Here is a 25576-nt window from a genome sequence, read left to right on the forward strand (position 1 = left end):
ATGCCCGGTGTGGTGATCCTCGACTACGGGTCGGGAAACCTGCGGTCGGCCGAGCGGGCGGTCGCCCGCACCGGCGCCGACGTGACGGTCACCAGCGACCTGGACGTGGCAGCCGCCGCGGACGGCCTGGTGGTGCCGGGTGTCGGGGCGTACGCGGCGTGCATGGCCGGTATCGAGGAGCTCGGTGCGGGACCGGTCATCGCCGGGCGGGTCGCGGCGGGCCGTCCGGTGCTGGGCATCTGCGTCGGCATGCAGGTGCTGTTCGAGTCCGGGGTGGAGCACGGCGTGGAGACCAAGGGGCTGGGCCTGCTGCCCGGGTCGGTCACCAAGCTGTCGGCCGCGCGGATTCCGCACATGGGCTGGAACACCGTGCAGGCGCCGTCCGGGTCCCGTCTGCTGACCGGTCTCGAGGCGGGGGAGCGGTTCTACTTCGTTCACTCGTACGCGGCACAAGATCTTGAAGTTCTGGCAGAGGCCGGTGCCGAGGTGACCACCGCGAGCCATGATCTGCCGTTCGCCGCCGTGGTGGAGTTCGGCGCGCTCAGCGCGGCCCAGTTCCACCCGGAGAAATCCGCGGACGCCGGTTACCTGTTGCTGCGCAACTGGGTCGCCGGGCTTGAGTAAGGAACGTCAGCGGCGGCGGGCGGAACGGCTCGTCGTCCTGGAACGGCAGAAGGCCGTCCGGGCCCGCAGGGTGGCCCGGCGGTCCTGGTTCCGGGAGAAGAAGCGGGCGATCACGCCCCGTTTCGGGCGTGACGGCCGGCTGCACCGTCACAGCCGGCGTCAGCGGCTCGGCATCGCGGTCGTCACGCTGCTGGCTGTCGCCGTGGTCTGGACGCTGATCCCGGATCTGCCCCTGCGCATCATCCTCACCGCCATGCTGGTCCTCGCCGTGCCGGTGTTCGTCGTCCTCTGGAGAAAAACGTGACTCTTCAACTGTTGCCCGCCGTCGATGTCGCGGACGGTCAGGCCGTCCGGCTGGTGCAGGGCGCCGCCGGGTCGGAGACCGCCTACGGCGATCCGCTGGAGGCGGCGCTGGCCTGGCAGAACGACGGCTCCGAGTGGATCCACCTGGTCGACCTGGACGCGGCGTTCGGTCGCGGGTCGAACGCGGAGTTGCTGGCCGACGTGGTGCGGCGTCTCGACGTGAAGGTGGAGTTGTCCGGCGGGATCCGCGACGACGAGTCGCTGACCCGGGCGCTGAGCACCGGCGCGCAGCGGGTCAACATCGGGACTGCGGCGCTGGAGGACCCGGAGTGGTGCGACCGGATCTGCGGCGAGTACGGCGACCGGGTCGCGATCGGCCTGGACGTGCGGGGCCGGACGCTGTCGGCGCGGGGCTGGACCCGGGACGGCGGGGACCTGTACGAGGTGCTGGCCCGACTGGACAAGGCGGGCGCATCCCGTTATGTCGTGACTGACATCACCAAGGACGGCACCATGCGTGGTCCGAACCTGGAACTGCTCCGCGAGGTCTGCGCGGCCACCGACAAGCCGGTGATCGCCAGCGGCGGCGTCTCCACGCTCGACGACCTGCGGGCCCTGGCGACGCTGGAGCCGGTCGGGGTCGAGGGTGTCATCGCGGGCAAGGCGCTCTATGCCGGAGCGTTCACGGTGCGCGAGGCGCTGGCGGTTCTGGCGGGCTGATCCGGGCCGCCCACGCTTCCTGGAGAGCCCGCACGGCGGCCCGGATCGCGGGACGGGCCGCCGCCGAATCCCGCCAGGCCAGCACGACGCCGCGGGTGGGCAACGGGGTGACCGTGACCACCCGCACCCCCGGTGGCAGCACCGGCCGGGCCAGCCGGGGCATCAGCGCGATGCCCACCCCGGCGGCGATCAGCGTCAGCTGGGTCTCGAACTCGCCCAGCTGGAAGTCCGGCACCAGGCCGGGCAGTTTGCGGATCAGGTATTCGTAGCAGACGTCGCCGGCCCGCACCGAGATCCACCGCTCGTGGCGGGCCTGCTCCAGGGTGACCGTGCCGGTCAGGTGATGGCCGGCCGGCACGATGAGGTCGGCGTGGTCGTCGCCGAGCGTCAGTTTCGTCACCCCGCTCGGATAGTGCAGGCCCACCTCCGGCCAGTCGTCGAGCACTGCCAGGTCGACGTGACCGCGGCGCAGCAGTTCCAGGCCCTCGTGCGGGTTGACCTCGATCACACCGGTGGTCAGCTGCGGATGATCGGTGGCCAGGCGGCGCAGCACGTGCGGCAGCAGTGCCCGGCAGGCCGTCGCGAAGGTCGACATGGTGAGGCGCCCGGTGACCGTGTCGCGGTGCGCGGCGAGTGCGGCCTCCGCCTCGTCGACGCTGGTCAGCACCCGCTCGGCGTGCCCGGCGAGGACCCGGCCGGCCTCGGTGAGCCGTAGCCGCCGGCCGTCCTTCTCCACCAGGGTGGCGCCGGTCTCGCGTTCCAGCTTGGCGATCTGCTGGGAGACCGCGGACGGCGTGCAGTGCAGCGCCTGGCCGGCGGCGAGGACCGTGCCGTAGCTGGCCACCGCGTGCAGCGCCCGCAGTCTGCCCAGATCAATCATGTAGCGATGCTACATCCTGCGTGTAGGTTATTTTGCTGGTGCTTAACGGTCTGATGGCGCGAGGCTGACCGGATGAGAGCGCGTGACCTGGCCCTCGCCGTCGCCGTGGCGGCCATCTGGGGCATCAACTTCGTCGTCATCGACATCGGACTGGACCACTTCCCGCCACTGCTCTTCTCCGCGCTGCGCTTCGGGCTCGCCGCCTTCCCCGCCGTACTGCTGGTGGGCCGCCCGCAAGTGCCCTGGCGCTGGGTCGCCGCCGTCGCCCTCACCCTCGGCGTCACCAAGTTCTCGCTGCTCTTCGCCGGCATGGCCGGCGGCATGCCGGCCGGCCTCAGCTCGCTGGTCCTGCAGAGCCAGGCCGTCTTCACCATGCTCTTCGCGGTGCTCTTCCTGCGCGAACGCCCCCGGGCGGTGCAGATCGCCGGCCTGGCACTGGCCGCCGCCGGAGTGCTGCTCGTGGCCACCCGCATGGGCGCCGCCCTGCCGGCGTTCCTACTGGTGATCGGCGCGGCGGTGGCCTGGGGGCTGGCCAACGTGGCCACCCGGCAGGCCGCGCCGCCGGACTCGCTGCGCTTCATGGTCTGGGTCAGCGCCCTCTCCACCGGCCCGCTGCTGGTCCTCTCCCTGATCGTCGACGGCCCGGCCGCCGACCTCGCCGCGCTGCGGGCGATCAACGTCGAGGCGGTGCTGGCGCTGCTCTACATCGCGCTGATCTCGACCCTGGCCGGGTTCGCCGGATGGGGTTTCCTGCTGCGCCGGTACGGGGCCGCCACCGTCGCGCCGTTCTCCATGCTCGTCCCGTTCTTCGGCATGGCCTCCGCCGCGGTGTTCCTCGGCGAACGGGTCCACACCGTCGACGTGATCGGCGGGACACTGGTCGTCGGCGGTGTGCTCCTGGGACTGGTCCGAACCCGTCCCGCCGTTCTCGCTAATGTTGCGCCATGACGGTCGCGGTGCGTGTTATCCCCTGCCTGGACGTGGACGCCGGACGGGTGGTGAAGGGCGTCAACTTCGCCGACCTGCGCGACGCGGGCGACCCGGTCGAGCTGGCCGCGGCGTACGACGCCGCCGGGGCGGACGAGCTGACCTTCCTCGACGTGACGGCCTCCTCGGACGACCGCGGCACCATGCTCGACGTCGTCCGGCGCACCGCCGAGTCGGTGTTCATCCCACTCACCGTCGGCGGCGGCGTCCGCTCGGTGGCGAACGTGGACGTCCTGCTGCGCGCCGGCGCGGACAAGGTCGGCGTGAACACCGCCGCCATCGCCCGCCCCGACCTGATCCGGGAGATCGCCGAACGCTTCGGCAACCAGGTGCTGGTGCTCTCCCTCGACGTGCGCCGCTCCGACGGGCAACCCAGCGGCTGGGAGGTCACCACGCACGGCGGGCGCCGCAGCGCCGGCCTGGACGCGATCGAGTGGGCGGCCCGGGTCGCCGACCTGGGCGCGGGCGAGATCCTGCTCAACTCGATGGACGCCGACGGCACCAAAGCCGGCTTCGACCTGGCGCTGATCCGCGCGGTCCGGGCCGTGGTGGACATCCCGGTGATCGCCAGCGGCGGCGCCGGCATGGTCGAACACTTCCCGCCGGCGGTGGAGGCCGGGGCGGACGCGGTGCTCGCCGCCAGCGTCTTCCACTTCGGGGACCTGACGATCGGCGAGGTCAAGGACGTCCTGCGCTCCTCCGGCGCCCCGGTGCGCTGATCGGGTCGTCGCGCTCCTCCGGCGTCTCGGTGCGCTGATCGGGTCGTCGCGCTCCTCCGGCGTCTCGGTGCGCTGATAGGGTCGTCGCCATGACGAACATGTGGTGGCCCGCCTGACCGGCGGTCCCCGTGTGTTCAAACAACGGCCGCCTCGGTGAGGTGGCCCCCTTCCGAGGCATGACACCCTCGGAGGACCATCGTGACGACCTTTCCCGGCCTGCTCGCCCGGCTGCTCGCCGGCACCGACCTGACGCCGGACGAGGCCCGCTGGGCGATGGAACGGATCGTCGGCGGCGAGGCCGACCCGGTGCACGTCGCCGCCCTCCTGGTGGCCCTACGGGCCAAGGGCGAGACGGCGGCCGAGGTGGGCGGGTTCGTCACCGCGCTGCTGGCAGCCGCCACCTTGGTACGCGTTCCCGGCCCCACCCTGGACATCGCGGGCACCGGCGGCGACGGTACGAACGCGGTGAACATCTCGACGATGGCGTCCGTGGTGGTCGCCGCGACCGGGGTGACCGTGGTCAAACACGGTGGACGGGCGGCGTCGGCGACCAGCGCCGGCTCGGCCGACCTGGTGGAGGCGCTGGGCGTACCGCTCGACCTGTCCCCGGCTCGCAGTGCCGCGGTGGCCGCCGAGGCGGGTGTCACGTTCCTGTTCGCCCCGACCGTCCATCCCGGGATGCGGCACGCCGGCCCGATCCGCCGGACCCTCGGGGTGCCGACCGTCTTCAACGTGCTCGGCCCGCTGATCAACCCGGTGTCACCGACTCACCGGGTGGTCGGGGTGGCGAACCCGCGGATGCTGCCGGTGATCGTGGAGGTGCTGCGGGACCGCGGCGAGTCCGCGCTGGTGGTTCGCGGCGACGACGGCCTTGACAAACTGAGCACGGCCACGACGTCCCAGCTGTGGACGGTCCGTGATGGATCAGCCCGCCACGAGGTGCTCGACCCGCGCGAGCTGGGGCTGGCCCGGCCGGCGCCGGGCGCGTTGCGAGGCGGCGACGCGGCGGCCAACGCCCGGGTGATGCACGCTTTGGTTGCGGGCGAGCCGGGCCCGGTGCGGGACGCGGTGCTGCTGAACGCGGGCGCCGCACTGCTGGCGACCGGCCGGTGCGACCTGGCGGACGGCATGCGGCGCTGCGCGGAGGCGATCGACTCGGGCGCGGCCGCGGTGACCCTCAAGAGCTGGGTGGGCGCCGCGGTCAGGACAGCCGGGCCAGCGGAAGGCCGCTGAGGCGGGCCCGGATCAGCTCGGTCATCTCCGGCGTGAGCGGCATGCCGCCGGCGATGACCGAGCGCCATGTCTCCCGCATGCGGTCGGTGAAGGCCCCGGCGAGCGTTTCCAGTTCTTCGGGTACGGGATAGCCGATCCGCTCGCCGAACCGGCGGAAGGTCGCGGGCGTGACGGTGCCGAAATCCTTCGACCGGTCCAGGTTGAGGGCCAGTCCGTCGGCGTGGAACGGCTGGTAGACGATGGTGGACACGAAGTCGTACGCCGGGCTGAGCGCGGTTCGCCCGGACGGGTGGTACCGCAGGGACCAGCTCGAATATCTGACCCAGGACAGGGCGTCCCGGCATGCTCAGGGGGTCCGAAATCGGCCCGCCTGGAGGAGGCTCAGTGTTTCGCGGACGGTCAGCACGAAAGGGGTCTGGGTCATCGATGCCCCCTTCAGCCGTCACCTTCCGTGGTCATTCAACCGTATCGGTGGTTGCGGAGGGAGGTCCGGCGCGCGGGTCAGCGGCCGTCGGCGAGGCGCAGGCTGTATTCGCGGACGGCCGCGGCGTAGGCCCGCTCGTCCAGGGACCAGTCGGCCCGCCCCGGCTCGGCGGCCCGGTTCAGCTGGGCCTGCAGGGTCATCACGGCGGAGGAGAGGCCGCTGAACGGCCGGGTCCGCCATAGCTGTTCGCCGGCCGGCGCGACCTCGATCACGTCGTCGTCGACGGTGAGCAGGCCGGCGCCGGTGAGGCGGCGGATCGACTCTTCGAGGTCGTCGCGGCTCGGCACGCTCTGGTGCAGGAAGTCGGCCGCGGCCAGCAGGTCCGCCAGGGTCGCGCCGCCGACCGGCAGGGCGGCGTGCAGCGCCCGATCGCGCTCCAGTCGCTCCGCGATGACCGCGGAGACGAAGATCCAAGCGTCGTTCCAGTTCCAGCCGCCGGCCCCCATGGCGCAATGATGCCGTGCCGTCGGCTCACCGGGAAGCGAATGTGTCCGGATGATCACCGGGTTGTGATCAGCGTCAAACCGGCATCGATCAGTTCAAGATCGTTGCAGCGGGTACGGGCGCCCTCTCCGGCACCGTCAGCAGCGGCAGGAAAAGGTGTACCAGAGGGCCGATGGCCAGGGCGTACGCGATGGTGCCGAGCCCGAACGTGCCGCCCAGGAGGACGCCCGCGCCGAGCACGGTCAGCTCGATGCCGGTGCGGATGACCCGGATCGAGAGTCGCGGAAAACGTGTGTTCAGTCCTGTCATCAGACCGTCCCTCGGACCGGGGCCCATGCGGCTGCCGATGTAGAGGCCGGAGGCGAAACCGTTGAGCAGGATCCCGCCGACGAGCAGTCCGACCCGGGTCGGCAGCGTCTCGGCTTCGGGCAGGACGGCGAGTGCCGCGTCCGCGGAGAAGCCGACCACGAGCAGGTTGGCGACCGTGCCGACGCCGGGGCGTTGCCGCAGCGGGATCCAGAGCAGCAGGACCGGTACGCCGACGAGCAGCACCACCCATCCGAAGCTGATGCCGGTCACCCGGGACAGGCCCTGGTGGAAGACGTCCCACGGGTTGAGGCCGAGTCCGGATCGCACCATCAGGGCCATGCTGGCGCCGTAGAGGCCGAGGCCCACGAAGAGTTGAACGAGTCGACGGGACATGATCATAAAGCCACTCTCGATGCCAATCCGCCGATGATAAAGTGCCAATCCTGGGGAGGTGGCCATGACGACGTCGATCCGCGGGGGCCAATTGGCGCGGCTGCTGGGCCGGTGGCACGCGCTGCCGGGGCGGCGGCGCAACCCGGACTACGCGGCGCTCGCCGCCGCCGTACGGGGTCTGCTCGCCGACGGCCGGCTGGCCCTCGGCGTCCGGCTGCCCGCCGAACGCGAGCTGGCCGAGTCCCTGGAGGTGAGCCGCACCACGGTGTCGGCGTCCTACCGGGCCCTGCGCGAGAGCGGCCACCTGACCAGCCGGCGCGGCGCGGGCAGTTGGACCACCCTGCCGAACGGGCACCGGGTGGCCACCTCCGGCCTGTGGACCCCCGGCGACGACGTCGACATGATCGACCTGGGGGTGGCCGCGTCGGCCGCGCCCGACGAACTGGTCGCCGCGGCCCGGGCCGCCGCCGACGACCTGCCGCGATACCTGGGCACCGCGGGTTACCACCCGACCGGCCTGCCCGAGCTGCGGTCCGCGGTCGCCGACGGCTACACCGCCCGCGGCGTGCCCACCTCCGCCGAGCAGATCCTGATCACCGGCGGCACCCAGCAGGCCCTCGACCTGGTGCTCCGGCTGTCCGTGCCGGCGGGCGCCCCGGTGCTGGTCGAGACGCCCACCTATCCGAACGCGCTGGCCGCGCTGGCCGCCCGCCGCGCCCGGATCGGCACCCACGGCCTGGACACGGCCACCGGCTGGGACGCCGAGATGCTGTTCGGCGCGCTCCGGCAGACCCGGCCGCGCCTGGCCTACATGATCCCCGAGTTCCACAACCCGACCGGCCACCTGATGACCGCCGACCTGCGCGAACGCCTGGTCGCCGCGGCACACGCCAGCGGCACCGAGCTCGTCGTCGACGAGTCGTTCGTCGACCTGCCCCTCGACCTGCCTCTCGGGGACCCGGCCATGCCGCCCCCGGTGGCCGTCTTCGACCGGCATTCGAGGGTCACCTCGATCGGCGGGATGAGCAAGCCGTACTGGGGTGGGCTGCGCATCGGCTGGGTGCGCGCCTCCGCCCCGCTGGTGCAGCGCCTCGCCGCGATCCGGGTCGGCGTCGACATGGCCAGCCCGGTGCTCGAGCAGATCGTCGCCGTGCACCTGCTGAACCAGGCCGGCCAGATCCTGGCCGCCCGCCGCGAACAGCTCCGCACCCGCCGCGACGTGCTGGTGGCGGCACTGCGCGAGATGTTGCCCGAGTGGCGTTTCACCGTCCCGTCCGGCGGCGCGTCGCTGTGGGTGGAGCTGGACGGGCCGATCTCCAGCGCCCTCTCCCGGGCCGCCGAGGACGTGGGGGTGCGTCTGGCGCCCGGCCCGCGTTTCGGCCTGGACGGCACGCTGGAACGGTTCCTGCGCCTGCCGTTCAGCCTGCCGCCGGAGGACCTGACCGAGGCGGTCCGCCGGATCGCCTCGGTCCGCCACGACCTGGACCACGTGACCGCGCCGGCCTGCCGGGCACCCGCGGTGATCGCCTGAGTCCGCGGTCCGTCACGCGGTCTTCTGGAACAGCCCGATCAGGTGCCCGTCGACGTCGCGCAGCGTCGCGATCAGGCTGCCGTCGCCCACGTCGTGCGGTGATCGTTCGATGCCCGCGCCGGCCGCTTCCAGCGCCGCGATACTCGCTGTCATGTCGTCCACGTGCCAGTAGGTGACCGGCCCTGCGCCGACGTCACCGTGCGGATCGAGGCCCAGCTCCGGTGCGCCGTCGGGCCGGAACCCGACGTAGAACGGTTGATCGACGTAGGGCTCGACACCGAGCAGCGTCCGGTAGAGCGCCTTCGCGGCGTCCAGATCCTTGACCGGGACGGTGATCGTCCGGATCGTCATGCCCACCCCCTGCGGTGCCCACGGCCGTCGTCCTCCTCACGGTAGGCGCCGGGAGGGCTCTCCGAGGTCAGAACCTTTCCGGGGTACGCCGGACCGCCCGCGAACGGTGGACGGGGCTCCGGGCGTACCCGGAAAGCCAGGAAGCCGGCGCTGAGCAGCGCCGGCCTCGGGAGGAAGGGGGACGGACGAGGATCAGATCTGGGCGAGCGAGCCCGCATACATCTTGTTGATCTCGTCGGCGAAGTTGGCTTCCACGCTGCGGCGCTTGATCTTCATGGACGGGGTGATCTCGCCGGCCTCGATGCTCAGGTCACGGGGGAGGATGGTGAACTTCTTGACCGTCTCCCACCGGTTCAGCTTGCCGTTGAGCTCGGTGATGAAGCCCTCGACCAGGTCGTGGGTCTCGCGGGCCGCGATGATCTCCTCGTAGGACTTGCCGGCCAGCGGACCGGACGCGGCCCACGTCTTGATGGCGTCCTCGTCGAGCGAGATCAGCATGGTGACGAAGTTGCGGGACTGGCCGACCACGACCGCCTGCGAGGTGTACGGGCAGACGGCCTTGAAGGAACCCTCGATCGCGGACGGGGCGATGAACTTGCCGCCGGAGGTCTTGACCAGGTCCTTCTTGCGGTCCGTGATCTTCAGATAGCCGTCGGCGTCGAGTTCGCCGATGTCACCGGTGCGCAGGAAGCCGTCCTCGGTGAAGGCGCCGGCGGTCTCCTCGGGCAGGTTGTGGTAGCCGCGCATGACGGGAGCGCCGCGCAGCAGCACCTCGCCGTCGGTGTCGATGCGGACCTCGATGTCGCCGATCGCCTCACCGACCGTGCCGATCTTGAGGCGGCCGTAGCGGTTGACGAAGTTGCCGGCGCAGGCCTCGGTCATGCCGTAGCCCTCGAGGATCGGCAGGTTGGCGGCGGCGAAGAACTCGGAGATCTCGCTGCTGAGGGCCGCGGAACCGCTGACCAGAACGCGCAGGTTGCCGCCGAGTTTCTGCTGCAGCTTCGAGAAGACCAGCTTCTCGGCGATCGCGTACTGCACCTTGAGCGGCAGCGGGAGCGCCCGGCCGGACTGTTCGAGGGCGACCTTCCTCTTACCGGTGGCGACCGCCCAGCTGAAGATCTTCGGCTTGAGGCCGGTGCCGCTCAGGCCGCTGGTGACGGTCTTGTTGTAGACCTTCTCGAAGATCCGCGGCGGGGCGCACATCAGGGTCGGCTTGATCACCGAGAGCAGGTCGATCAGCTTGTCGACCCGGCCGTCGACGTAGGTCGGCACCCCCACGTGCACGATGCCGCAGAGCAGGGTCTTGCCGAATGCGTGCGACATCGGCAGCCACAGGTAGTGCAGGTCCTCGGGGGAGAACAGGCCCAGGTGGTCCTGTGCGACACCCTCCCAGGTCCAGCCCTTGTGGAGCAGTTCCACGCCCTTGGGCCGGCCGGTCGTGCCGGAGGTGTAGATCAGGGTGGCGACATGGTCCGGAGTGAGCCGGGCGATCACGTCGTCGATCAGGCTGGGGTCGTCGCGCAGCGCGGTGGCGCCGCGTTCCTCAAGCTCGGCGAGGGTGATCTGAGGCGGGGTGGCACCGGCGTCGGCCGGTCCGTCGATCAGCACGACGGTGGTCACCGAGGTCTCGGTGCCGGAGATCTTCAGCGCCTGCCGGGGGTTCTCGGCGATCAGCACCCGGGACCCGGAGTCGGCCACGATGAACGCGGTGTCCTCGGGCTCGGTGGTCGGGTAGACCGTGGTGGCGGCGGCACCGGCGACGTTGATGCCGAGGTCGACCAGGACCCACTCGAGCCGGGTGTTGGACAGGATGGCGACCCGGTCCTCGATGCCGACGCCCAGCCCGTGCAGTCCGGCGGCTATCGCCTTGGCGCGCTCACCCACCTGGCGCCAGGTGAGCCAGGCCGGCCCGCTGTCGTCGGCGTTCGGGGCGGCGAACGCCCGGCTGTCCGGGGTTTTCGCCACGCGCTGGAAGAGCATGTCCGGAATCGACCGGTAGGGAACCTCGAGAGCCATCGGAAGCCGCCTTCAACCTGTACGGGGGGTGCGTAACGTCAGCGTTACCGCAGAGTAATGGTCATGTGGAAACACGGCTAGGGTGTCACGCCCTTTACCGTCGATCCTAGCCAGGCCGTTCGGCCCGGTCCGCTCGCAGAACGGCGCGGTGGGACCGGTCGTGGGCCGTTCAGGCGGGCCACTCCGCGGTGACCCGGGCGACCTGCTCCCGTCCGAAGAAGTACAGCGCCAGCTCGCCGGGGTCGCCGCTGATCCGGCCCCGGGGTTCGCCGGAACCGGCCCGGAACGCCGGGAGACCGGGGGCCGACACCTCGGCGCCGACACCCTTGCGGCGCAGTGTGGCCCGGCCGATCAGTTTCACGTTGCGCCAGATGATCGCGGTCAGTTCCGGATCGAGCTCGCGGGGCGCCCAGTCGTCACCCGTCCGGCGGACGTCCTCGTGGTGGATGAAGAACTCGACCGTGTTGACCAGCGGGTCGGTCACCGGGTTGGTCAGCGGGCCCCAGGCCGGCGGGTTGCGGATCTGGTCGATCAGCTGCTCGTAGGGCAGGGCGGCACGGGCCAGCCGGACCCTCTCCCCGTGGCCGGCCAGCGGCGGGACGAGCATCCCGATCGCCGAGTCCGGCCGCCGTTCCCGGACGACCAGGTGGGCGGCCAGGTCACGGGTGGTCCAGCCCTCGCACAGGGTGGGTGCGTCCGGGCCGGTGCGGAGCAGCAGGTCGGCGAGGAGTGCCCGCTCGGTGCGCGCGTGGTTGACCATCCGTCGATCGTAGGCGATGTAATCGTGGCCACAATGTAAACGCGGCCCGGGTTGGGCAGGATGGGTGGGTAAGGCCGGAAAGCGCGGCGAACACTTACCAGTCGGGTAGGACATTGAGCGGCAGGGCCAGCAATGACGTGCTGGGACGGGGCTTGCGGGTGCTCGGGCAGGCGATCCGCACCGAACCACGCCTCTTCACCATCGGAGCGGTGGGCAGCAGCATCTTCGGATTGCTGATCATCGCCAACTCGTACGTCGTGGGTTTCGTGATCGGGCACGTCGTGGTGCCGGCCTTCGCGGCGGGCCGGGTCGGCGCCGGGGAGCTCGCGACGATCGTCGCGATCCTTCTCGGCATCGCCGGCCTGCGGGTGGCGACCATCTTCGGCAGGCGCCTGGGCGCCGGCTACATGCAGTTCCGGCTGCAGGCGCGGTACCGCCGTGCGGTGACCCGCCGCTACCTGTCGCTGCCGCCGGCCTGGCATCAGCGGCACTCCACCGGCAGCCTGCTCTCCAACGCCACCTCGGACGTGGAGGCGGCGTTCGTGCCGATCGCGCCGCTGCCGTTCGCAGTCGGCACCATCGTGATGATCTTCGGCGCGGTGATCTCGCTGTTCGTCACCGACTGGGTGCTCGCGCTGATCGGCGTGGCGCTGTTCCCGTCGCTGTTCGCGCTGAACCTGGCCTACTCCCGGCGGATGTCGCCGCGGCAGATCCACGCGCAGCGGATGCGCGCCAAAGTCAGCTCGGTGGCGCACGAGAGTTTCGACGGCGCGCTCGTGGTCAAGACCATGGGCCGGGAGGCGGACGAATCCCGCCGGTTCGGCGTCTTCGTCGCCGAACTGCGGGACGCGCTGATCGCGGTGGGCCGGCTGCGCGGCCTGTTCGACCCGCTGATGGACACCCTGCCCAGCATCGGCACGCTGGCCGTGCTGCTGATCGGCACCTGGCGGCTGCAGCAGGGCGCGATCAGCGTGTCCGAGCTGGTCAGCGTCGCGTTCCTGTTCACCGTGCTGGCCTTCCCGGTGCGCGCGATCGGCTGGGTGGTCGGCGAACTGCCGCGCAGCGTGGCCGGATGGGAGAGGGTCCAGGCCGTCCTCGCCGCGGAGGGCGATCTGGCGTACGGGCAAGCCGGGCTCCCCGGCGCGGGCCCGGCCGAGCTGGCCTTCGAGCAGGTGTCCTACCACTACGAGGGCGGACCGGAGGTCCTGCACGACGTCAGCTTCACCGTTCCGGCCGGTAAGACGGTGGCCCTGGTCGGCGCCACCGGATCCGGCAAGTCCACCATCGCCGCCCTCGCGGTCCGCCTGGTCGACCCCGACACCGGCACGGTCGCCGTCGACGGGGTGAAACTGCCCGACCTGGCCGCCGCCGACCTGGCCGCCGCGACCGCGCTGGTCCCGCAGGTGCCGTTCGTCTTCGACGACACGATCCGCGGCAACGTGGCGCTGGACCGGCCGGACATCGACGACGACCGGGTCTGGACGGCGCTGCGGCTGGCCCAGGCCCAGACGTTCGCCGCCGGACTGCCGGCGAAACTGGACACCGCGGTCGGCGAGCGCGGCACGTCGCTCTCCGGCGGCCAGCGCCAGCGGCTCACCCTGGCCCGGGCGCTGGCCGGCAAGCCCCGGCTGCTGGTGCTCGACGACGCCACCAGCGCGGTCGACCCGCGGGTGGAGGCGGCCGTGCTGGGAGCCCTGCGCGGACCGGACGCGGGCGCGTCGATCCTGGTGGTGGCCTACCGGCGGGCCACCATCGCCCTCGCCGACGAGGTGGTCTACCTGCACCGGGGCCGAGTGGTGGCGACCGGGACGCACACCGCGTTGATGGCGTCCCAGCCGGGCTACCGGGACCTGGTCACGGCGTACGAGAAAGCGGAGCAGCAGTGAGCAGCGACGGCACCTTCGCCACCATCAAGCGGGGTCTGGCCCTCTCGCCCGAACTGCGGACCGGACTGGGCGGCACGGTCGCACTGGCGCTCCTGCAGATGGCCGGCCGGGTGGCCGTGCCGATCGCCGTGCAGCAGGGCATCGACCACGGCATCCGGGGCGACGGCGGGCCCGACCCGCAGATCGTGCTGGTCGTGGTGGCGCTGACCCTGGCCGCCCTGGCGGTCTCCACGCTCTGCGGCTATCTGATGACCCGGCGGCTGTTCGCGGTCAGCGAGACCGCGCTCGGCGCGCTGCGCTCCCGGACCTTCCGGCACATCCACGACCTGTCCATGCTGCACCAGCAGTCCGAGCGCCGGGGTTCCTCGGTGTCCCGGGTGACCAGCGACGTCGACCAGATCTCCACCTTCCTGCAGACCGGCGGCGTGCAGTTGCTGCTGGCCAGCGGGCAGCTGATCGTGTCGACGATCGTGATGGCCGTCTACTCCTGGCAGCTCACCATCGTGGTGCTGCTCGCCTTCGGCCCGGCCGTCGGTGTGATCCGGCTGTTCCAGAAGCGGCTGGCCGCGGTCTACCGGTCGGTCCGGGAACGCACCGGCACGATGATGGGCGCGGTCGCCGAGAGCGTGGTGGGGGCGTCGGTGATCCGGTCGTACGGCGTGGCCGCCCGCACCGAGCAGCGCCTGGACACCGCGATCGAGGATCTGCGGGTGGCCCAGCAGCGGGCCCTGCGTACGAGTGTGACGAGCTTCTCCAGCGGCGAGATCGGCGCCGGTCTCGCCCTGTCCGGCGTGGTGGTCGTCGGGGTGCTGCTCGGGGTGGACGGTGAGCTGACCGTGGGCCGGCTGACCGCGTTCCTGTTCCTGGTGACGCTCTTCATCCAGCCGGTGCAGATCGCCACCGACATGCTCAACGAGGCGCAGAACGCGGTGGCCGGCTGGCGGCGCATCCTGGACGTGCTCGACGTCGAACCGGATGTGGCCGACCCCGACGACAAGGGCGTCGACCTGCCCGAGGGCCCGCTGTCGGTGCGGTTCCGCGACGTGTCGTTCCGCTATCCGGGCGGCCCGCTGGTGCTGCAGGACGTCGACCAGGAGATCCCGGCCCGGACCAAGGTGGCCGTGGTCGGCGAGACCGGCAGCGGCAAGACCACGTTCGCCAAGCTGCTCACCCGGCTGATGGACCCGGCCGGGGGCGAGGTGCTGCTCTCCGGGGTGCCACTGCGCGACGTGCGGTTCTCGTCGCTGCGCTCGCGGGTGGTGATGGTCCCGCAGGACGGTTTCCTCTTCGACGCCACGGTGGCGGAGAACATCCGTTTCGCCGACCCGGATCTCACCGACGCGGATCTCCAGCGGGCGTTCACCGAACTGGGTCTCGGCGACTGGCTGGCCGGGCTCACGGAGGGGCTGGACACCCCGGTGGGCGAACGCGGTGAGGCGCTCAGCGTGGGGGAGCGTCAGCTGGTGGCGCTGGTCCGGGCGTACGTCGCGGACCCGGACCTGCTGGTGCTGGACGAGGCGACCAGCGCGGTGGACCCGGCCACCGAGGTGCGCCTGCAGCACGCCCTGGATCTGGTGACCCGCGGCCGGACCACGGTGGCCATCGCGCACCGGTTGTCCACGGCCGAGGCCGCCGACGAGGTCGTCGTGGTGGATGCGGGCCGCGTCGTACAACGCGGCCCGCATGCCCGCCTCGTCGCCGAGGAGGGGTCGATCTACGCCAAGCTCTACGCCAGCTGGTTGGAACAAACGCGCTGACCGGAACGATCCCGGTGAGATGAGCGCGTCGCTCGCAGCGGCTGCGGGGTACGCAACCGCTGCGAGAGGCCCGCCATTTCAGCGATTCAAGAGCCTGTCCGGCTCAGCGGGCGTAGTACTCCACCACGAGCTGCTCGTCGCACATGACGGGCACCTCGGAACGCTGCGGGGCGCGGATCACCGTGCTGCGCAGGTCCTCGAGGACGGTGGAGAGGTACGGCGCGGTCGGGCCGTCGATGTGCGTGCCGGTCGCGGCGATCTGGAACGGCGGCTTCTGCCGGCTCGTCTCCTTGACCTCGATGACCTGACCCGGCTTGAGCTTGTAGCCGGGGCGGTCGACCTTCTTGCCGTCCACGGTGAAGTGACCGTGCACGACGAGCTGGCGGGCCTGGTAGATGGTCCGGGTGAAACCGGCGCGGAACACCGTGGCGTCGAGGCGGCGCTCGAGCAGGGTGACCATCGTCTCGCCGGTCTTGCCCTCGGCCTTGTGGGCGGCGTCGTACGCGGCCCGCATCTGGACCTCGCTGATGTTGTACTGGTGGCGCAGGCGCTGCTTCTCCAGCAGACGAACCTGGTAGTCCGAGCTCTTGCGACGTCCCCGGCCGTGCACACCCGGCGGGAACGGCCGCCGCTCGAAGTACTTGACGCACTTGCGCGTCAGCGGGATACCGAGAGCTCGGGAGAGCTTCGCCTTGGGTCGAGAGTTGTTCACTCGTGATCTCCTGTTACGGTTAGCCTTGCCTAACTTAGGTAAGCCTAACCGGTGCCCGGAGGTGCTCGTCATGCAACCCAGTCCTAGCGAGATCGCGCGTACCCTCGCCGCCGGTCACCTGCCCGCCGTCGCCCACATCGCCTGCCGTCCGGGACCGGTGCCGGTCCGGCACGTGACCGACACCCAGGGGCGGATCCTGCTCCTCGTGCCCGCCGAGGGTACTCTCGCCGCCGCACTTCGCCCACAGGACGGCAACGACGACACCGCGCTCGTTCTCGACATCCGCGACGTGCCACCGATGGCGGCATCCCCGTCGCTCGGCCGGGTCTGGGTCTCCGGCTGGGCCGCACGGCTCGACGGTGAGGACGCCCGGGCCGCGGCCCTCGACTACGCCGACACCGACGCCACCGGCGACCTGCTCGACATCGGCGGGAGCCAGGCGATCTACCGGATGGACGTCGCCGAGGTCCGCTGGGAACGCAACGAGAAACTCGTCGAGATCGACCCGGACGACTACGCCGAGGCGAGCCCCGACCCGCTGCGTGCCGTCGAGTTCGACCTGATTGCCGACCTCGCCGACCACCACGACGAGGAGATGAGCGACTACGTACGCCGCCAGCTGGGCAAAGCCGCCCGCCCCGGCGACGACCCCAAGGTGGTCCGGATGGACCGCTACGGATTCCTGGTGCGCCTCGGCGGGCGCAGCGCGCGACTCGCGTTCCCGCGGCCGGTGACGGACCGCCACGACCTGGCGCATCTGCTGCACCCGATCCTCTGCCGCCGCTGCACCGCGGCCTGAGCTCCGACCCGGAGCTCCCCTGACGGGCGGGATCCCGACGGCCAACCTTCTGCCGCCGTCTGGCCGCGGGATCCCGTCATGTGCTCTGCCGGCCGGTGCCGCGGTCGGCAGAGCACAACCACACCACACACGACGGAGGGCCGCACCTCGAGGTGCGGCCCTCCGTCGTGTTGATCACATGCCGGACGTCAGAGCGACAGGATCCGGTCCAGGAACTCGCGGTACCCGCGCATCGCCATCCGCATGCTCTCGGTGTCCGGGGTGTCGGTGCCGCGCAGCGGGTCCAGATCGTCCCGCTCGGCCAGCAGCACCTCGGTCAGCTCGTTGACCGCGTCGGTGAGCAGGTCGTGCGCCCGGGTGAGCGCCGTCACCGGGTCGTCGACGAACTCCGCCTTCACCTCGTGCCAGGCCGCCCGGAAGTGCCGGGCCGCGTCCTCGTCCCAGATCGTGCGCGGGGTGCCGGCGTCGTCGCCCGGCCCGTCCAGAGCGTCCTCCGGGCGGCGTGCCCGGCGGGCCGGCTCGACGTCCTCCAGGCTGGCCGACCGGCGGACGCCACCGCCCGCGAGACCGGTCACCCCGGCGCCGCTGCCCGGGAAGACCGGGAACTCGACCTGCGGCGCGGCGACCGAGGGGGCCTGCGGCGCGGCCGACACCGGCTGCGGCGCGACCGGTGCGGACGCCGGGGCGACCGCGGCCGACCCGTACACCTCGCCGGAGCGGCCGAGGCTGTATCCGGTCGGGCTGAAACCGAACGAGCCGTCACCGGCCGGCGGGAGTCCCGCGTACCCGGTGGAGCTCTCGGCCGGCTCGGCGTCCGGCGGGGTCCGGGTCGCCGGGATCTGCAGCAGCGGCACCGTCATCGTCGGCGAGGCGACCGCGGGGGCCTCCACCGCCGGGCTGACCGGTGCGGCCGGTGCGGCCTCGGCGACCGGGCGCGGCTCGGGGGCCGGCGCCGGCGCCGGGACGGGAACCCCGGAGGTCGGCGCGAGCGTCCCGGCGGGGTGGTCCGGGGTGAAGTCCGGCACGCCGAAGGGGCCGGCCGGGAAGTCCGGAGACACCGGGAACTCGGGGGAGACCGGAGCTCCGGAGACCGGCCCGGCCATCGGGACACCGGAGGTCGGCACGGCCGGCTGGGCCGCGCTGGGCACCGAGGCCCAGCCGGCGACCGGGCGCGCGTGCTCCACGGGTGTCCCCGGGTCGAGCTCGTCGCCGGTGCCGGCCGCCGGCGATGCCGGCACGCCGTCCGGGCCCAGCTGCTCGCCGGCCTGTGCGTAGCCGGGCGCGCCTGCCCGTCCGTTCATGTCCTCACGTCCGTTCTCATCGCTGGTCGCCGCCGGTTCGGCGGTGTCCTGATCATCGGCCGGGGCCGCGTCCGGTTCGGTGTCCCCGGGTTCTTCCGCGGTCCCCGAACCGGGCGTGTCCGCCTCGGCGTCCTCGGCCTTCTCCGCCTTGTCGTCCTGTTCGGGGACGGTGCGCCCGCCGAAGAGGAACCGGCCGGCGTTGCCGAGCCGGAATCCGCCGACCCGGCTCTCCGGCTCCACGGACTTTACGTCCTGACCGGGGTCCGTCTCGTCGTCCGGAGGTACCGAGTGATCAGTATCGCCGTGCCCCTTCCGGCCGGGTGCGCCGGTGGCCGGACGGCCGGCCACCGGGGGCCGGGGCGTGCCCGGACCGACCCGCCCGGCCGCCTTGTTCAGCCCGAACGGATCGGGTGGGGAGGCCGTCGGCCCCCGGGTGCCGAGCGCGACCACGTCCGCCTCCACGCCGTCCGCGAGGCTGTCCGGACGGCCCTGCCACATCCGCGGCATGCCGCTCGAGGGCACGGTGCTGTCACTGTTGGACGTCGGCTCCATCCGTTTCACCACTCCCGTAGTGGGGCGCCGCCACCGGATCCGGAGAACCGCACGGACACGGACGGCAGGCAGTCGGGCACGTACCGCGTTCCGGCGACCGTACCGCTCCCGATCGCCCGGCACATCCCCTGTGCCCGGATCGTGGGCCTTCCACAGGCGGTTACCGGGCGGCCCGGTGCCTGGGGGAGAATCCGAGCGTGCCCGTATCCGATGCAGCAGAGACCTCCCTCGACCCGGCGATCGCCGCCCGGCTCAAGCGCACCCCTGACGGCCTGGTCGCCGCGATCGTGCAGGAGCACGGCACCGGCGACGTCCTGATGCTGGCCTGGATGGACGACGAGGCGCTGCGCCGCACGCTGGCCACCGGCCGGGCCACCTACTGGTCCCGCAGCCGCGGGGAGTACTGGGTGAAGGGCGCCACCTCCGGCCACCACCAGCACGTCCGCCGGGTCTCGCTGGACTGCGACGGGGACGCGCTGCTGCTGACCGTCGAGCAGACCGGCGCCGCCTGCCACACCGGCACGCACACCTGCTTCACCGACGATCTCCCCGTGGAGGATGCGAAGTGACAAGCGGCGCCACTGTCCCCGACGAGGCCGGGTTCCTCGCGATCGACCGCCGGGTCGTGCCGGTCACCCGCAAACTGCTCGCCGACGGCGAGACCCCGGTCGGCGTCTACACCAAGCTGGCCGGCGGACCGGGCACCTTCCTGCTCGAGTCGGCGGAGCAGGGCCTGGCCTGGTCGCGGTACTCCTTCATCGGCGTCCGGAGCACGGCGACGCTCGTCGAACGTGACGGGGAGGCGGCCTGGCTCGGGACACCGCCGGCCGGCGTACCCCTCGGGGGTGATCCGGTGGCGGCCCTGCGCGAGACGGTGGCCGCGCTGACCGGCGCGAGCGCGCCCGACGACGGTCTTCCGCCGCTCACCGGCGGCCTGGTCGGCTACATCGGCTACGACCTGGTCCGCCGCTTCGAACGGCTGCCGTCCACGGCGACCGAGGACGTGCCGCTGCCCGAGCTGGGCATGATGCTCGCCACCGACCTGGTCGTGCTGGACCACCACGAGGGTTCGGCGCTGCTGGTGGCGAACGCGATCCTGGACGCCGGCGCCGACGAGACCGCCCGTCGTGCCGCCTACCACCAGGCGATCGGCCGGCTGGACGCGATGACCACCGCGCTGTCGCGGCCCACCCCGCCGATGGTCTCCACGGTGGAGCGCGTTCCGGCCGGTGAGCCGGTCAGCCGCACCGCCCCGGGTGAGTACCAGAAGGCCGTCGAGGTCGCGAAGGAGGCGATCCGGGCCGGCGAGTGCTTCCAGATCGTGGTGGCGCAGCGATTCGAGCGCCCGACCGACGCGACCGCGCTGGACATCTACCGGGTGCTGCGGGCCACCAACCCGAGCCCGTACATGTACCTGTTGCGCTTCGACGACTTCGACATCGTCGGCTCGTCGCCGGAGGCACACCTCAAGGTCAGCGCGAACCGTACCGCCCTGCTGCACCCGATCGCCGGCACCCGCTGGCGGGGCGCCACCCCGGAGCAGGACGCCGCGCTCGCCGCCGAGCTGCTCGCCGACCCGAAGGAACGCGCCGAGCACGTGATGCTGGTCGACCTGGGGCGCAACGACCTGGGCCGGGTGTGCGAGCCGGGCAGCGTCGAGGTGCCGGAGTTCGCCCGGATCGAGCGGTACAGCCACGTCATGCACATCGTGTCCACGGTCGTCGGCCGGCTGCGCTCCGACCGCACCGCTTTCGACGCGCTGGCCGCGACCTTCCCGGCCGGCACGCTCTCCGGTGCGCCCAAGGTCCGGGCCATGGAGATCATCGAGGAGCTGGAGCCGGTCCGGCGGGGCCTCTACGGCGGCACGGTCGGCTACTTCGGCCTGGCCGGCGACATGGACATGGCGATCGCGATCCGCACCGCGCTGCTCAAGGACGGTGTCGCCTACGTCGGGGCGGGCGCGGGCATCGTCGCCGACTCCGACCCGGCGGCCGAGGAGCAGGAGACCCGCAACAAGGCCGCCGCGGTGCTCGCCGCCATCGCCTCCGCCGAGACGTTGCGCGCCGCCCGGTGAACCCGCGCGGCATGCTCGCCTCGCTCGTCGCCTGCCTGGCCGGCGGCGGGCTGATCCTCTGGTCGGTCACCCGGGTCTGGACGGTCGAGGTCGAGCAGCGCACCGGGCTGCCCGAGCTGCGGACCGAGCAGACCGGCGCCGACCTGCACCCGTGGCTGGTCGGCCTGGCGCTGGTCGCCCTCGCCGGCGCGGGAGTGCTGCTGGTCGCCCGCGGGCCGGTCCGCCGCGGGCTCGGCGGTCTGATCTCGGTGGTGGGCACGGCGATGGCCGCGGGAGCGGTGGTGGCCTGGGCCGGAGTCGCCTCCGGCGTCTGGCCGGGGGGAGCGCTGCTGGGCAGCGCGGTCGTCGTGCTGGGCGGGGTGCTGGCGGCGCGGCACGGCGATCAGTGGTCCGGCATGTCCGCACGGTACGAACGGAGCACGTCCACGTCCGTTCCGGTGGTGAACAGTCCCGCCTCCGACACCCGCGCGGCGTGGGACGCCCTCGACCGGGGTGACGACCCGACCGCCTGAAAGTCACTTTCTCGCGGTCGGTTTCCCCACGGGATGCGCCTAGTCCGTTTTCCGGCGTGTCCGGGGCTGAACGGTCCCGTTCGGGTGAATCAGGAAGCCCGGGCGAAGGTCTTCACCCGTCGGGTCGCCGCCATCGCGGCCAGTGCGCGGCCGACGTCGGCACGCGCCTCGGCCCGGGCCATGTCGGCCTGGATCGCGTCCCAGGCGTTGTCGCGTGCCGTCCGCACGTTCGCCGGGCCGACCACGGCCCTCTGCACCCCGGTGGCCACGTCGGCCGCGATCGACACGATCGTCCGGGAGAGGCTTGCGAACCCCATCGGAGGGGTAGAGGAGGCAGTAGCCATTGCTCGTCTCCACATCATCGTCCGACTTCTCGGCGTGCACCGACGCCGGGACAAGTCTGCCCGAAGCCCATCGTGGCGGAGACCTGTTTCCGCACGGTGACACGTGGGTCAACGGGGGACGGGATCGGCTGAACGGCGGAGGATGCCCTGCACAGGGCGTGTGCCAGGTTTTCCGGACTGTGACCGAGCGAACAGCCCGCGTGGGGCAGCCTGGCATTATGCCGGAGTCCAATCCGTGAGGCGCGCCATACCCCCGGGAGGCCGTCACCCGCCGTCACCTCCTAGCATCGGGCCGAAGACACCCGGAGAGGGGAGTCATGACGTGACATCCGATCAGGCGGAAGCGGGCAGTGGCGGACCCGCGCGGCGCGGAGCGGCGCCGCAGCAGAACGTTCTCGAGGAGATCCTCGCCGGAGTGCGCGAGGACGTGGCGGCTCGCCAGGCGAAGCTGCCCCTCGAACAGGTCCGTGAACTAGCGGCGGCAGCCCCGCCGGCGATCGACGCGTACGCCGCGTTGCGCAAGCCGGGCGTGGCGGTGATCGCCGAGGTCAAGCGGGCCTCGCCCTCCAAGGGCGCCATCGCGGATATCCCGGACCCGGCTGACCTGGCCGCGGAGTATGCGGCGGGCGGTGCGCGCTGCATCAGCGTGCTCACCGAGGGCCGCTGGTTCGGCGGGTCGCTCGACGACCTCGCCGCGGTCCGCAAGTCGGTGAAGATCCCGGTGCTGCGCAAGGACTTCGTGGTCTCCAGCTACCAGATCCACGAGGCCCGGGCCCACGGCGCCGACCTGGTGCTGCTGATCGTCGCGGCCCTCGAGCAGAACGTCCTCGTCGGCCTCCTCGAGCGCATCGAGTCCCTGGGCATGACCGCCCTCGTCGAGGTGCACAACGAGGAGGAGGCCGACCGGGCACTGGAGGCGAACGCGAAGGTGATCGGGGTGAACGCCCGTGACCTGCGCACCCTCGAGGTGGACCGGTCCGTCTTCGAGCGGATCGCGCCCGGCCTGCCGAACAACGTGGTCAAGATCGCCGAGTCCGGTGTGCGCGGGCCGCACGACCTGATCCGCTACGCCTCGGCCGGTGCCGACGCGGTGCTGGTCGGCGAGGGCCTGGTGACGCAGAAGTCGCCGCGCGACGCGGTGGCCGAGCTGGTCAACGCCGGCAACCACCCCGCCACGCCCAGGCCGGTTCGATGACCGCGCCGTCACTGCCGGATCTGGCCGGGCACTTCGGGAAGTACGGCGGCCGGTTCGTCCCGGAGGCGCTGGTCAAGGCCCTGGACGAGCTGGACGCCGCCTACCGGTCGGCGAAGGCCGACCCGGAGTTCCAGGCGCGCTTCCAGGATCTGCTGCTGAACTACGCGGGCACCCCGTCGCTGCTCTACCGGGCGACCCGGCTGTCCGAGGCGCTCGGCGCGGAGATCCTGCTCAAGCGGGAGGACCTGAACCACACCGGCGCCCACAAGGTGCGCAACGTGCTGGGGCAGGCCCTGCTCGCCAAGCGGATGGGCAAGCCGCGGGTGATCGCCGAGACCGGCGCCGGCCAGCACGGCGTGGCCAGCGCCACCGCGGCCGCCCTGCTCGACCTCGAGTGTGTCGTCTACATGGGTGAGACGGACACCGAGCGGCAGGCGCTCAACGTGGCCCGGATGCGGATGCTCGGCGCCCGGGTCATCCCGGTGACCAACGGCTCCCGCACGCTCAAGGACGCCCTCAACGAGGCCCTGCGCGACTGGGTGACCACCGTCGACACCACGCACTACCTGCTCGGCACGGCGGCCGGCCCGCACCCGTTCCCGGAGATCGTCCGGGACTTCGTGGGCGGCATCGGCGTCGAGGCCCGCGCCCAGGTGCTGGAGATGACCGGCAAACTGCCGGACGCGGTCGCGGCCTGTGTCGGCGGCGGCTCCAACGCGATCGGCATCTTCCACGCGTTCGTCGGTGACGAGGGCGTGCGGCTGTACGGCTTCGAGGCCGGCGGCGACGGCGTGGAGACCGGCCGGCACGCGGCGTCGATCACCGGTGGCACCGTCGGTGTGCTGCACGGCAACCGGACCTACCTGCTGCAGGACGAGGACGGCCAGACGGTCGAGTCGCACTCGATCTCGGCGGGCCTGGACTACCCGGGTGTCGGCCCGGAACACGCCTGGCTGCACGACGCCGGTCGCGCGTCGTACGAGCCGGTCACCGACGCCGAGGCGATGGCGGCGTTCCAGCTGCTCTGCCGGACCGAGGGGATCATCCCGGCGATCGAGAGCGCGCACGCGCTCGCCGGTGCCGCGAAGATCGCCCCGCGTCTGCGCGAGGAGCTGGGGCGGACCCCGACCATCGTGGTCAACCTGTCCGGTCGCGGTGACAAGGACGTGCACACCGCCGGCGCCTACTTCGGCATCCTGGACAAGGACGTGGTCTCGTGACCATCGCGAGCACCTTCGCCGCGGCCAAGGCGGACGACCGTGCGGTGCTGGTCGGCTGCATGCCGGCCGGCTTCCCGACGGTGGACGACAGCATCGAGCAGATGATCGAGATGCACCGGTCCGGGTGCGACGTCATCGAGGTCGAGCTGCCGTACTCCGATCCGGTGATGGACGGCCCGGTGATCCAGAAGGCGAGCGACATCGCGCTGGCCAACGGGGTCCGCACCCGCGACACCCTGAAGATCATCGAAGCGGTCTCGTCGGCGGGTGCCACGGTCGTGCTGATGACCTACTGGAACCCGATCGAGAAGTACGGCGTGGACGCGTTCGCCCGTGACCTCGCCGCGGCCGGGGCCACCGGGCTGATCACGCCCGACCTGATCCCGGACGAGGCGCAGGAGTGGTTGGCCGCGTCGGACAAGCACGACATCGACCGGACCTTCCTGGTCGCGCCGAGCTCCACCGACGCCCGGATCGCGATGACCCTGGAGAACTGCCGGGGCTTCGTCTACGCCACCGCCCTGATGGGCGTCACCGGCGCCCGGACCGCGGTGTCCTCGCAGGCACCCGAACTGGTGTCCCGGATCCGCGCGGTCGACCCGGACCTGCCGATCGGCGTGGGTCTCGGTGTCGGCAACGGCGCGCAGGCCGCCGAGGTGGCCGCGTTCGCCGACGGTGTCATCGTCGGCAGCGCGCTGATCCGCTGCGTCCTCGACGCCCCCGACCGGTCCACCGGTCTGGACCGGCTGCGCGCGCTGAGCGCCGAGCTGGCCGAGGGCGTCCGCGGCCGCGCATGAGCATCCGCGAGCAGTTGCGGGGGTTGCCGGTCCTGGCCGGCGACCTCCCCGGCTTCGACACCGCCACCACCCCGGACGACCCGCACACGCTGTTCGTGCGCTGGCTGTCCGAGGCGGTGGCCGCCGGTGTCAGCGAACCGCACGCGGTCACCCTGGCCACCGTCGACGCCGACGGCCTGCCCGACCTGCGGGTGCTCATGCTGAAAGAGGTCGACGACCTCGGCTGGCAGTTCGCCACCAACCGGCACAGCGCCAAGGGCCGGCAGGTCGCCGCGAACCCGTCCGCCGCCCTCGGCCTGCACTGGCGCGAACAGGCCCGGCAGATCCGGGTCCGCGGACCGCTGCGCCCGCTCGACCGGGAGGCCTGCGCCGCCGACTTCCTGGCCCGCCCGGTCCCGTCCCGGGTGGCGAGCCTGGCCGGGCCACAGAGCGCGGTGCTCGGGAGCCCCGGCGAACTGGCCGACGCGCTGACCCGGGCCGAACGTCTCGTCCACGATGCCCCGCAGACCGTCGCCGAGGACCACACGGTCTACGCGATCAGTCCGGTCAGCATCGAGTTCTGGCAGGGTGACGCCGAGCGACGGCACGTCCGGCTGCGATACCGGCGTAACGATGCGGTCTGGATCAAGGAACTCCTCTGGCCCTGAGGGTCACAGGACGCTCGCACAGCGGT

Annotated in this window: 27 protein-coding genes; 17 read left to right on the top strand and 10 right to left on the bottom strand. The window is 72.0% G+C overall.

Annotated elements, in window-relative coordinates; all coding sequences use genetic code 11:
- From hisH to priA, 3 genes are read left to right on the top strand one after another with little or no spacing between them, the layout of a single operon-like run.
- Window positions 1–624, top strand: coding sequence for an imidazole glycerol phosphate synthase subunit HisH (gene hisH, locus QSK32_RS11300; RefSeq protein ID WP_285471839.1), 624 nt, complete (start codon window positions 1–3; stop codon window positions 622–624).
- On the top strand, window positions 617–928 hold the full coding sequence (locus QSK32_RS11305) for a hypothetical protein (RefSeq protein WP_045741335.1): 312 nt from the start codon (window positions 617–619) through the stop codon (window positions 926–928). Before hisH ends, QSK32_RS11305 begins: the two co-directional genes overlap by 8 nt.
- Window positions 925–1647 (top strand): bifunctional 1-(5-phosphoribosyl)-5-((5-phosphoribosylamino)methylideneamino)imidazole-4-carboxamide isomerase/phosphoribosylanthranilate isomerase PriA, encoded by a 723-nt coding sequence (gene priA / locus QSK32_RS11310; protein ID WP_045741334.1) that lies wholly within the window; start codon window positions 925–927, stop codon window positions 1645–1647. The genes QSK32_RS11305 and priA overlap by 4 nt, the downstream gene beginning before the upstream one ends.
- Here priA and QSK32_RS11315 read toward each other — a convergent pair.
- The gene (locus QSK32_RS11315; RefSeq protein ID WP_285471840.1) at window positions 1610–2527 is read right to left on the bottom strand and encodes a LysR family transcriptional regulator; all 918 of its coding nucleotides are present in this window, start codon (window positions 2525–2527) and stop codon (window positions 1610–1612) included. The genes priA and QSK32_RS11315 overlap by 38 nt on opposite strands.
- A gap of 72 nt (window positions 2528–2599) precedes the next feature.
- Here QSK32_RS11315 and QSK32_RS11320 point away from each other — a divergent pair, with 72 nt between their 5' ends.
- The 3 genes from QSK32_RS11320 to trpD all read left to right on the top strand — a co-directional run bounded on the left by QSK32_RS11320 (window position 2600) and on the right by trpD (window position 5466).
- On the top strand, window positions 2600–3475 hold the full coding sequence (locus tag QSK32_RS11320) for an EamA family transporter (RefSeq protein ID WP_285471841.1): 876 nt from the start codon (window positions 2600–2602) through the stop codon (window positions 3473–3475).
- Window positions 3472–4233 (top strand): imidazole glycerol phosphate synthase subunit HisF, encoded by a 762-nt coding sequence (gene hisF, locus QSK32_RS11325; protein WP_045741331.1) that lies wholly within the window; start codon window positions 3472–3474, stop codon window positions 4231–4233. Before QSK32_RS11320 ends, hisF begins: the two co-directional genes overlap by 4 nt.
- Window positions 4234–4431: 198 nt before the next feature.
- Window positions 4432–5466 carry an anthranilate phosphoribosyltransferase gene (gene trpD, locus QSK32_RS11330; RefSeq protein WP_285471842.1) on the top strand — a complete coding sequence of 345 codons (1035 nt, stop codon included), beginning with the start codon at window positions 4432–4434 and terminating at the stop codon, window positions 5464–5466.
- Here trpD and QSK32_RS11335 read toward each other — a convergent pair.
- The 3 genes from QSK32_RS11335 to yczE all read right to left on the bottom strand — a co-directional run bounded on the left by QSK32_RS11335 (window position 5435) and on the right by yczE (window position 7096).
- Window positions 5435–5716, bottom strand: coding sequence for a hypothetical protein (locus QSK32_RS11335; RefSeq protein ID WP_285471843.1), 282 nt, complete (start codon window positions 5714–5716; stop codon window positions 5435–5437). The genes trpD and QSK32_RS11335 overlap by 32 nt on opposite strands.
- Window positions 5717–5967: 251 nt before the next feature.
- Complete coding sequence (locus QSK32_RS11340) at window positions 5968–6396, bottom strand: hypothetical protein (RefSeq protein ID WP_045741326.1); 429 nt, start codon at window positions 6394–6396, stop codon at window positions 5968–5970.
- An 88-nt stretch (window positions 6397–6484) separates the two neighbouring features.
- Window positions 6485–7096: a membrane protein YczE gene (gene yczE, locus QSK32_RS11345; RefSeq protein ID WP_502872522.1), complete on the bottom strand. Its 612-nt coding sequence runs from the start codon at window positions 7094–7096 to the stop codon at window positions 6485–6487.
- 64 nt (window positions 7097–7160) lie between these two features.
- Between yczE and yczR the strand changes: the two genes are divergently transcribed.
- Complete coding sequence (gene yczR / locus QSK32_RS11350) at window positions 7161–8627, top strand: MocR-like transcription factor YczR (RefSeq protein ID WP_285471845.1); 1467 nt, start codon at window positions 7161–7163, stop codon at window positions 8625–8627.
- A gap of 12 nt (window positions 8628–8639) precedes the next feature.
- Here yczR and QSK32_RS11355 read toward each other — a convergent pair whose 3' ends face one another.
- The 3 genes from QSK32_RS11355 to QSK32_RS11365 form a co-directional block, all read right to left on the bottom strand.
- Window positions 8640–8978 (bottom strand): VOC family protein, encoded by a 339-nt coding sequence (locus QSK32_RS11355; RefSeq protein ID WP_045741323.1) that lies wholly within the window; start codon window positions 8976–8978, stop codon window positions 8640–8642.
- Window positions 8979–9170: 192 nt separating this feature from the next.
- Complete coding sequence (locus tag QSK32_RS11360; protein WP_045741322.1) at window positions 9171–10994, bottom strand: AMP-dependent synthetase/ligase; 1824 nt, start codon at window positions 10992–10994, stop codon at window positions 9171–9173.
- A gap of 169 nt (window positions 10995–11163) precedes the next feature.
- On the bottom strand, window positions 11164–11754 hold the full coding sequence (locus tag QSK32_RS11365) for a TIGR03085 family metal-binding protein (RefSeq protein ID WP_045741321.1): 591 nt from the start codon (window positions 11752–11754) through the stop codon (window positions 11164–11166).
- Window positions 11755–11891: 137 nt separating this feature from the next.
- Between QSK32_RS11365 and QSK32_RS11370 the strand changes: the two genes are divergently transcribed.
- Together QSK32_RS11370 and QSK32_RS11375 are read left to right on the top strand one after the other, a co-directional pair.
- Window positions 11892–13640: an ABC transporter ATP-binding protein gene (locus QSK32_RS11370; RefSeq protein ID WP_285471846.1), complete on the top strand. Its 1749-nt coding sequence runs from the start codon at window positions 11892–11894 to the stop codon at window positions 13638–13640.
- Entirely contained in the window at window positions 13637–15397 is a 1761-nt protein-coding gene (locus QSK32_RS11375; RefSeq protein WP_045741319.1) for an ABC transporter ATP-binding protein, read from the top strand. Before QSK32_RS11370 ends, QSK32_RS11375 begins: the two co-directional genes overlap by 4 nt.
- Window positions 15398–15500: 103 nt before the next feature.
- Here the strand turns inward: QSK32_RS11375 and rpsD are convergent, their stop codons facing one another.
- Window positions 15501–16109, bottom strand: a complete 609-nt coding sequence (gene rpsD / locus QSK32_RS11380; protein WP_045741318.1) for a 30S ribosomal protein S4 — start codon at window positions 16107–16109, stop codon at window positions 15501–15503.
- A 70-nt stretch (window positions 16110–16179) separates the two neighbouring features.
- Here rpsD and QSK32_RS11385 point away from each other — a divergent pair, with 70 nt between their 5' ends.
- A complete protein-coding gene (locus QSK32_RS11385) occupies window positions 16180–16908 on the top strand; it encodes a DUF2470 domain-containing protein (RefSeq protein ID WP_045741385.1) in 729 nt (242 codons plus the stop codon).
- A 188-nt stretch (window positions 16909–17096) separates the two neighbouring features.
- Here QSK32_RS11385 and QSK32_RS11390 read toward each other — a convergent pair whose 3' ends face one another.
- A complete protein-coding gene (locus QSK32_RS11390) occupies window positions 17097–18761 on the bottom strand; it encodes a hypothetical protein (RefSeq protein ID WP_285471847.1) in 1665 nt (554 codons plus the stop codon).
- Between the two features lie 128 nt (window positions 18762–18889).
- Here QSK32_RS11390 and hisI point away from each other — a divergent pair, with 128 nt between their 5' ends.
- From hisI to QSK32_RS11405, 3 genes are read left to right on the top strand one after another with little or no spacing between them, the layout of a single operon-like run.
- A complete protein-coding gene (gene hisI, locus QSK32_RS11395) occupies window positions 18890–19330 on the top strand; it encodes a phosphoribosyl-AMP cyclohydrolase (protein WP_425394625.1) in 441 nt (146 codons plus the stop codon).
- Window positions 19327–20835, top strand: coding sequence for an anthranilate synthase component I (locus QSK32_RS11400; protein ID WP_045741315.1), 1509 nt, complete (start codon window positions 19327–19329; stop codon window positions 20833–20835). Before hisI ends, QSK32_RS11400 begins: the two co-directional genes overlap by 4 nt.
- An 11-nt stretch (window positions 20836–20846) precedes the next feature.
- The gene (locus tag QSK32_RS11405) at window positions 20847–21347 is read left to right on the top strand and encodes a Trp biosynthesis-associated membrane protein (protein ID WP_285471848.1); all 501 of its coding nucleotides are present in this window, start codon (window positions 20847–20849) and stop codon (window positions 21345–21347) included.
- A gap of 89 nt (window positions 21348–21436) precedes the next feature.
- On the opposite strand, the gene QSK32_RS11410 is transcribed toward QSK32_RS11405, so the two are convergent.
- Window positions 21437–21664 carry a hypothetical protein gene (locus QSK32_RS11410; protein WP_052720271.1) on the bottom strand — a complete coding sequence of 76 codons (228 nt, stop codon included), beginning with the start codon at window positions 21662–21664 and terminating at the stop codon, window positions 21437–21439.
- A gap of 430 nt (window positions 21665–22094) precedes the next feature.
- Here QSK32_RS11410 and trpC point away from each other — a divergent pair, with 430 nt between their 5' ends.
- From trpC to QSK32_RS11430, 4 genes are read left to right on the top strand one after another with little or no spacing between them, the layout of a single operon-like run.
- The gene (gene trpC / locus QSK32_RS11415; RefSeq protein WP_245673872.1) at window positions 22095–22886 is read left to right on the top strand and encodes an indole-3-glycerol phosphate synthase TrpC; all 792 of its coding nucleotides are present in this window, start codon (window positions 22095–22097) and stop codon (window positions 22884–22886) included.
- Window positions 22883–24106 (top strand): tryptophan synthase subunit beta, encoded by a 1224-nt coding sequence (trpB, locus tag QSK32_RS11420; RefSeq protein ID WP_045741311.1) that lies wholly within the window; start codon window positions 22883–22885, stop codon window positions 24104–24106. The genes trpC and trpB overlap by 4 nt, the downstream gene beginning before the upstream one ends.
- Window positions 24103–24903, top strand: coding sequence for a tryptophan synthase subunit alpha (gene trpA / locus QSK32_RS11425; protein ID WP_045741310.1), 801 nt, complete (start codon window positions 24103–24105; stop codon window positions 24901–24903). The genes trpB and trpA overlap by 4 nt, the downstream gene beginning before the upstream one ends.
- Window positions 24900–25550, top strand: a complete 651-nt coding sequence (locus QSK32_RS11430) for a pyridoxine/pyridoxamine 5'-phosphate oxidase (RefSeq protein WP_285471849.1) — start codon at window positions 24900–24902, stop codon at window positions 25548–25550. Before trpA ends, QSK32_RS11430 begins: the two co-directional genes overlap by 4 nt.
- Window positions 25551–25576: the final 26 nt, after the last annotated feature.

The organism is Actinoplanes sp. NBRC 101535, assembly GCF_030269225.1.
GTDB classification, from domain to species: domain Bacteria; phylum Actinomycetota; class Actinomycetes; order Mycobacteriales; family Micromonosporaceae; genus Actinoplanes; species Actinoplanes rectilineatus.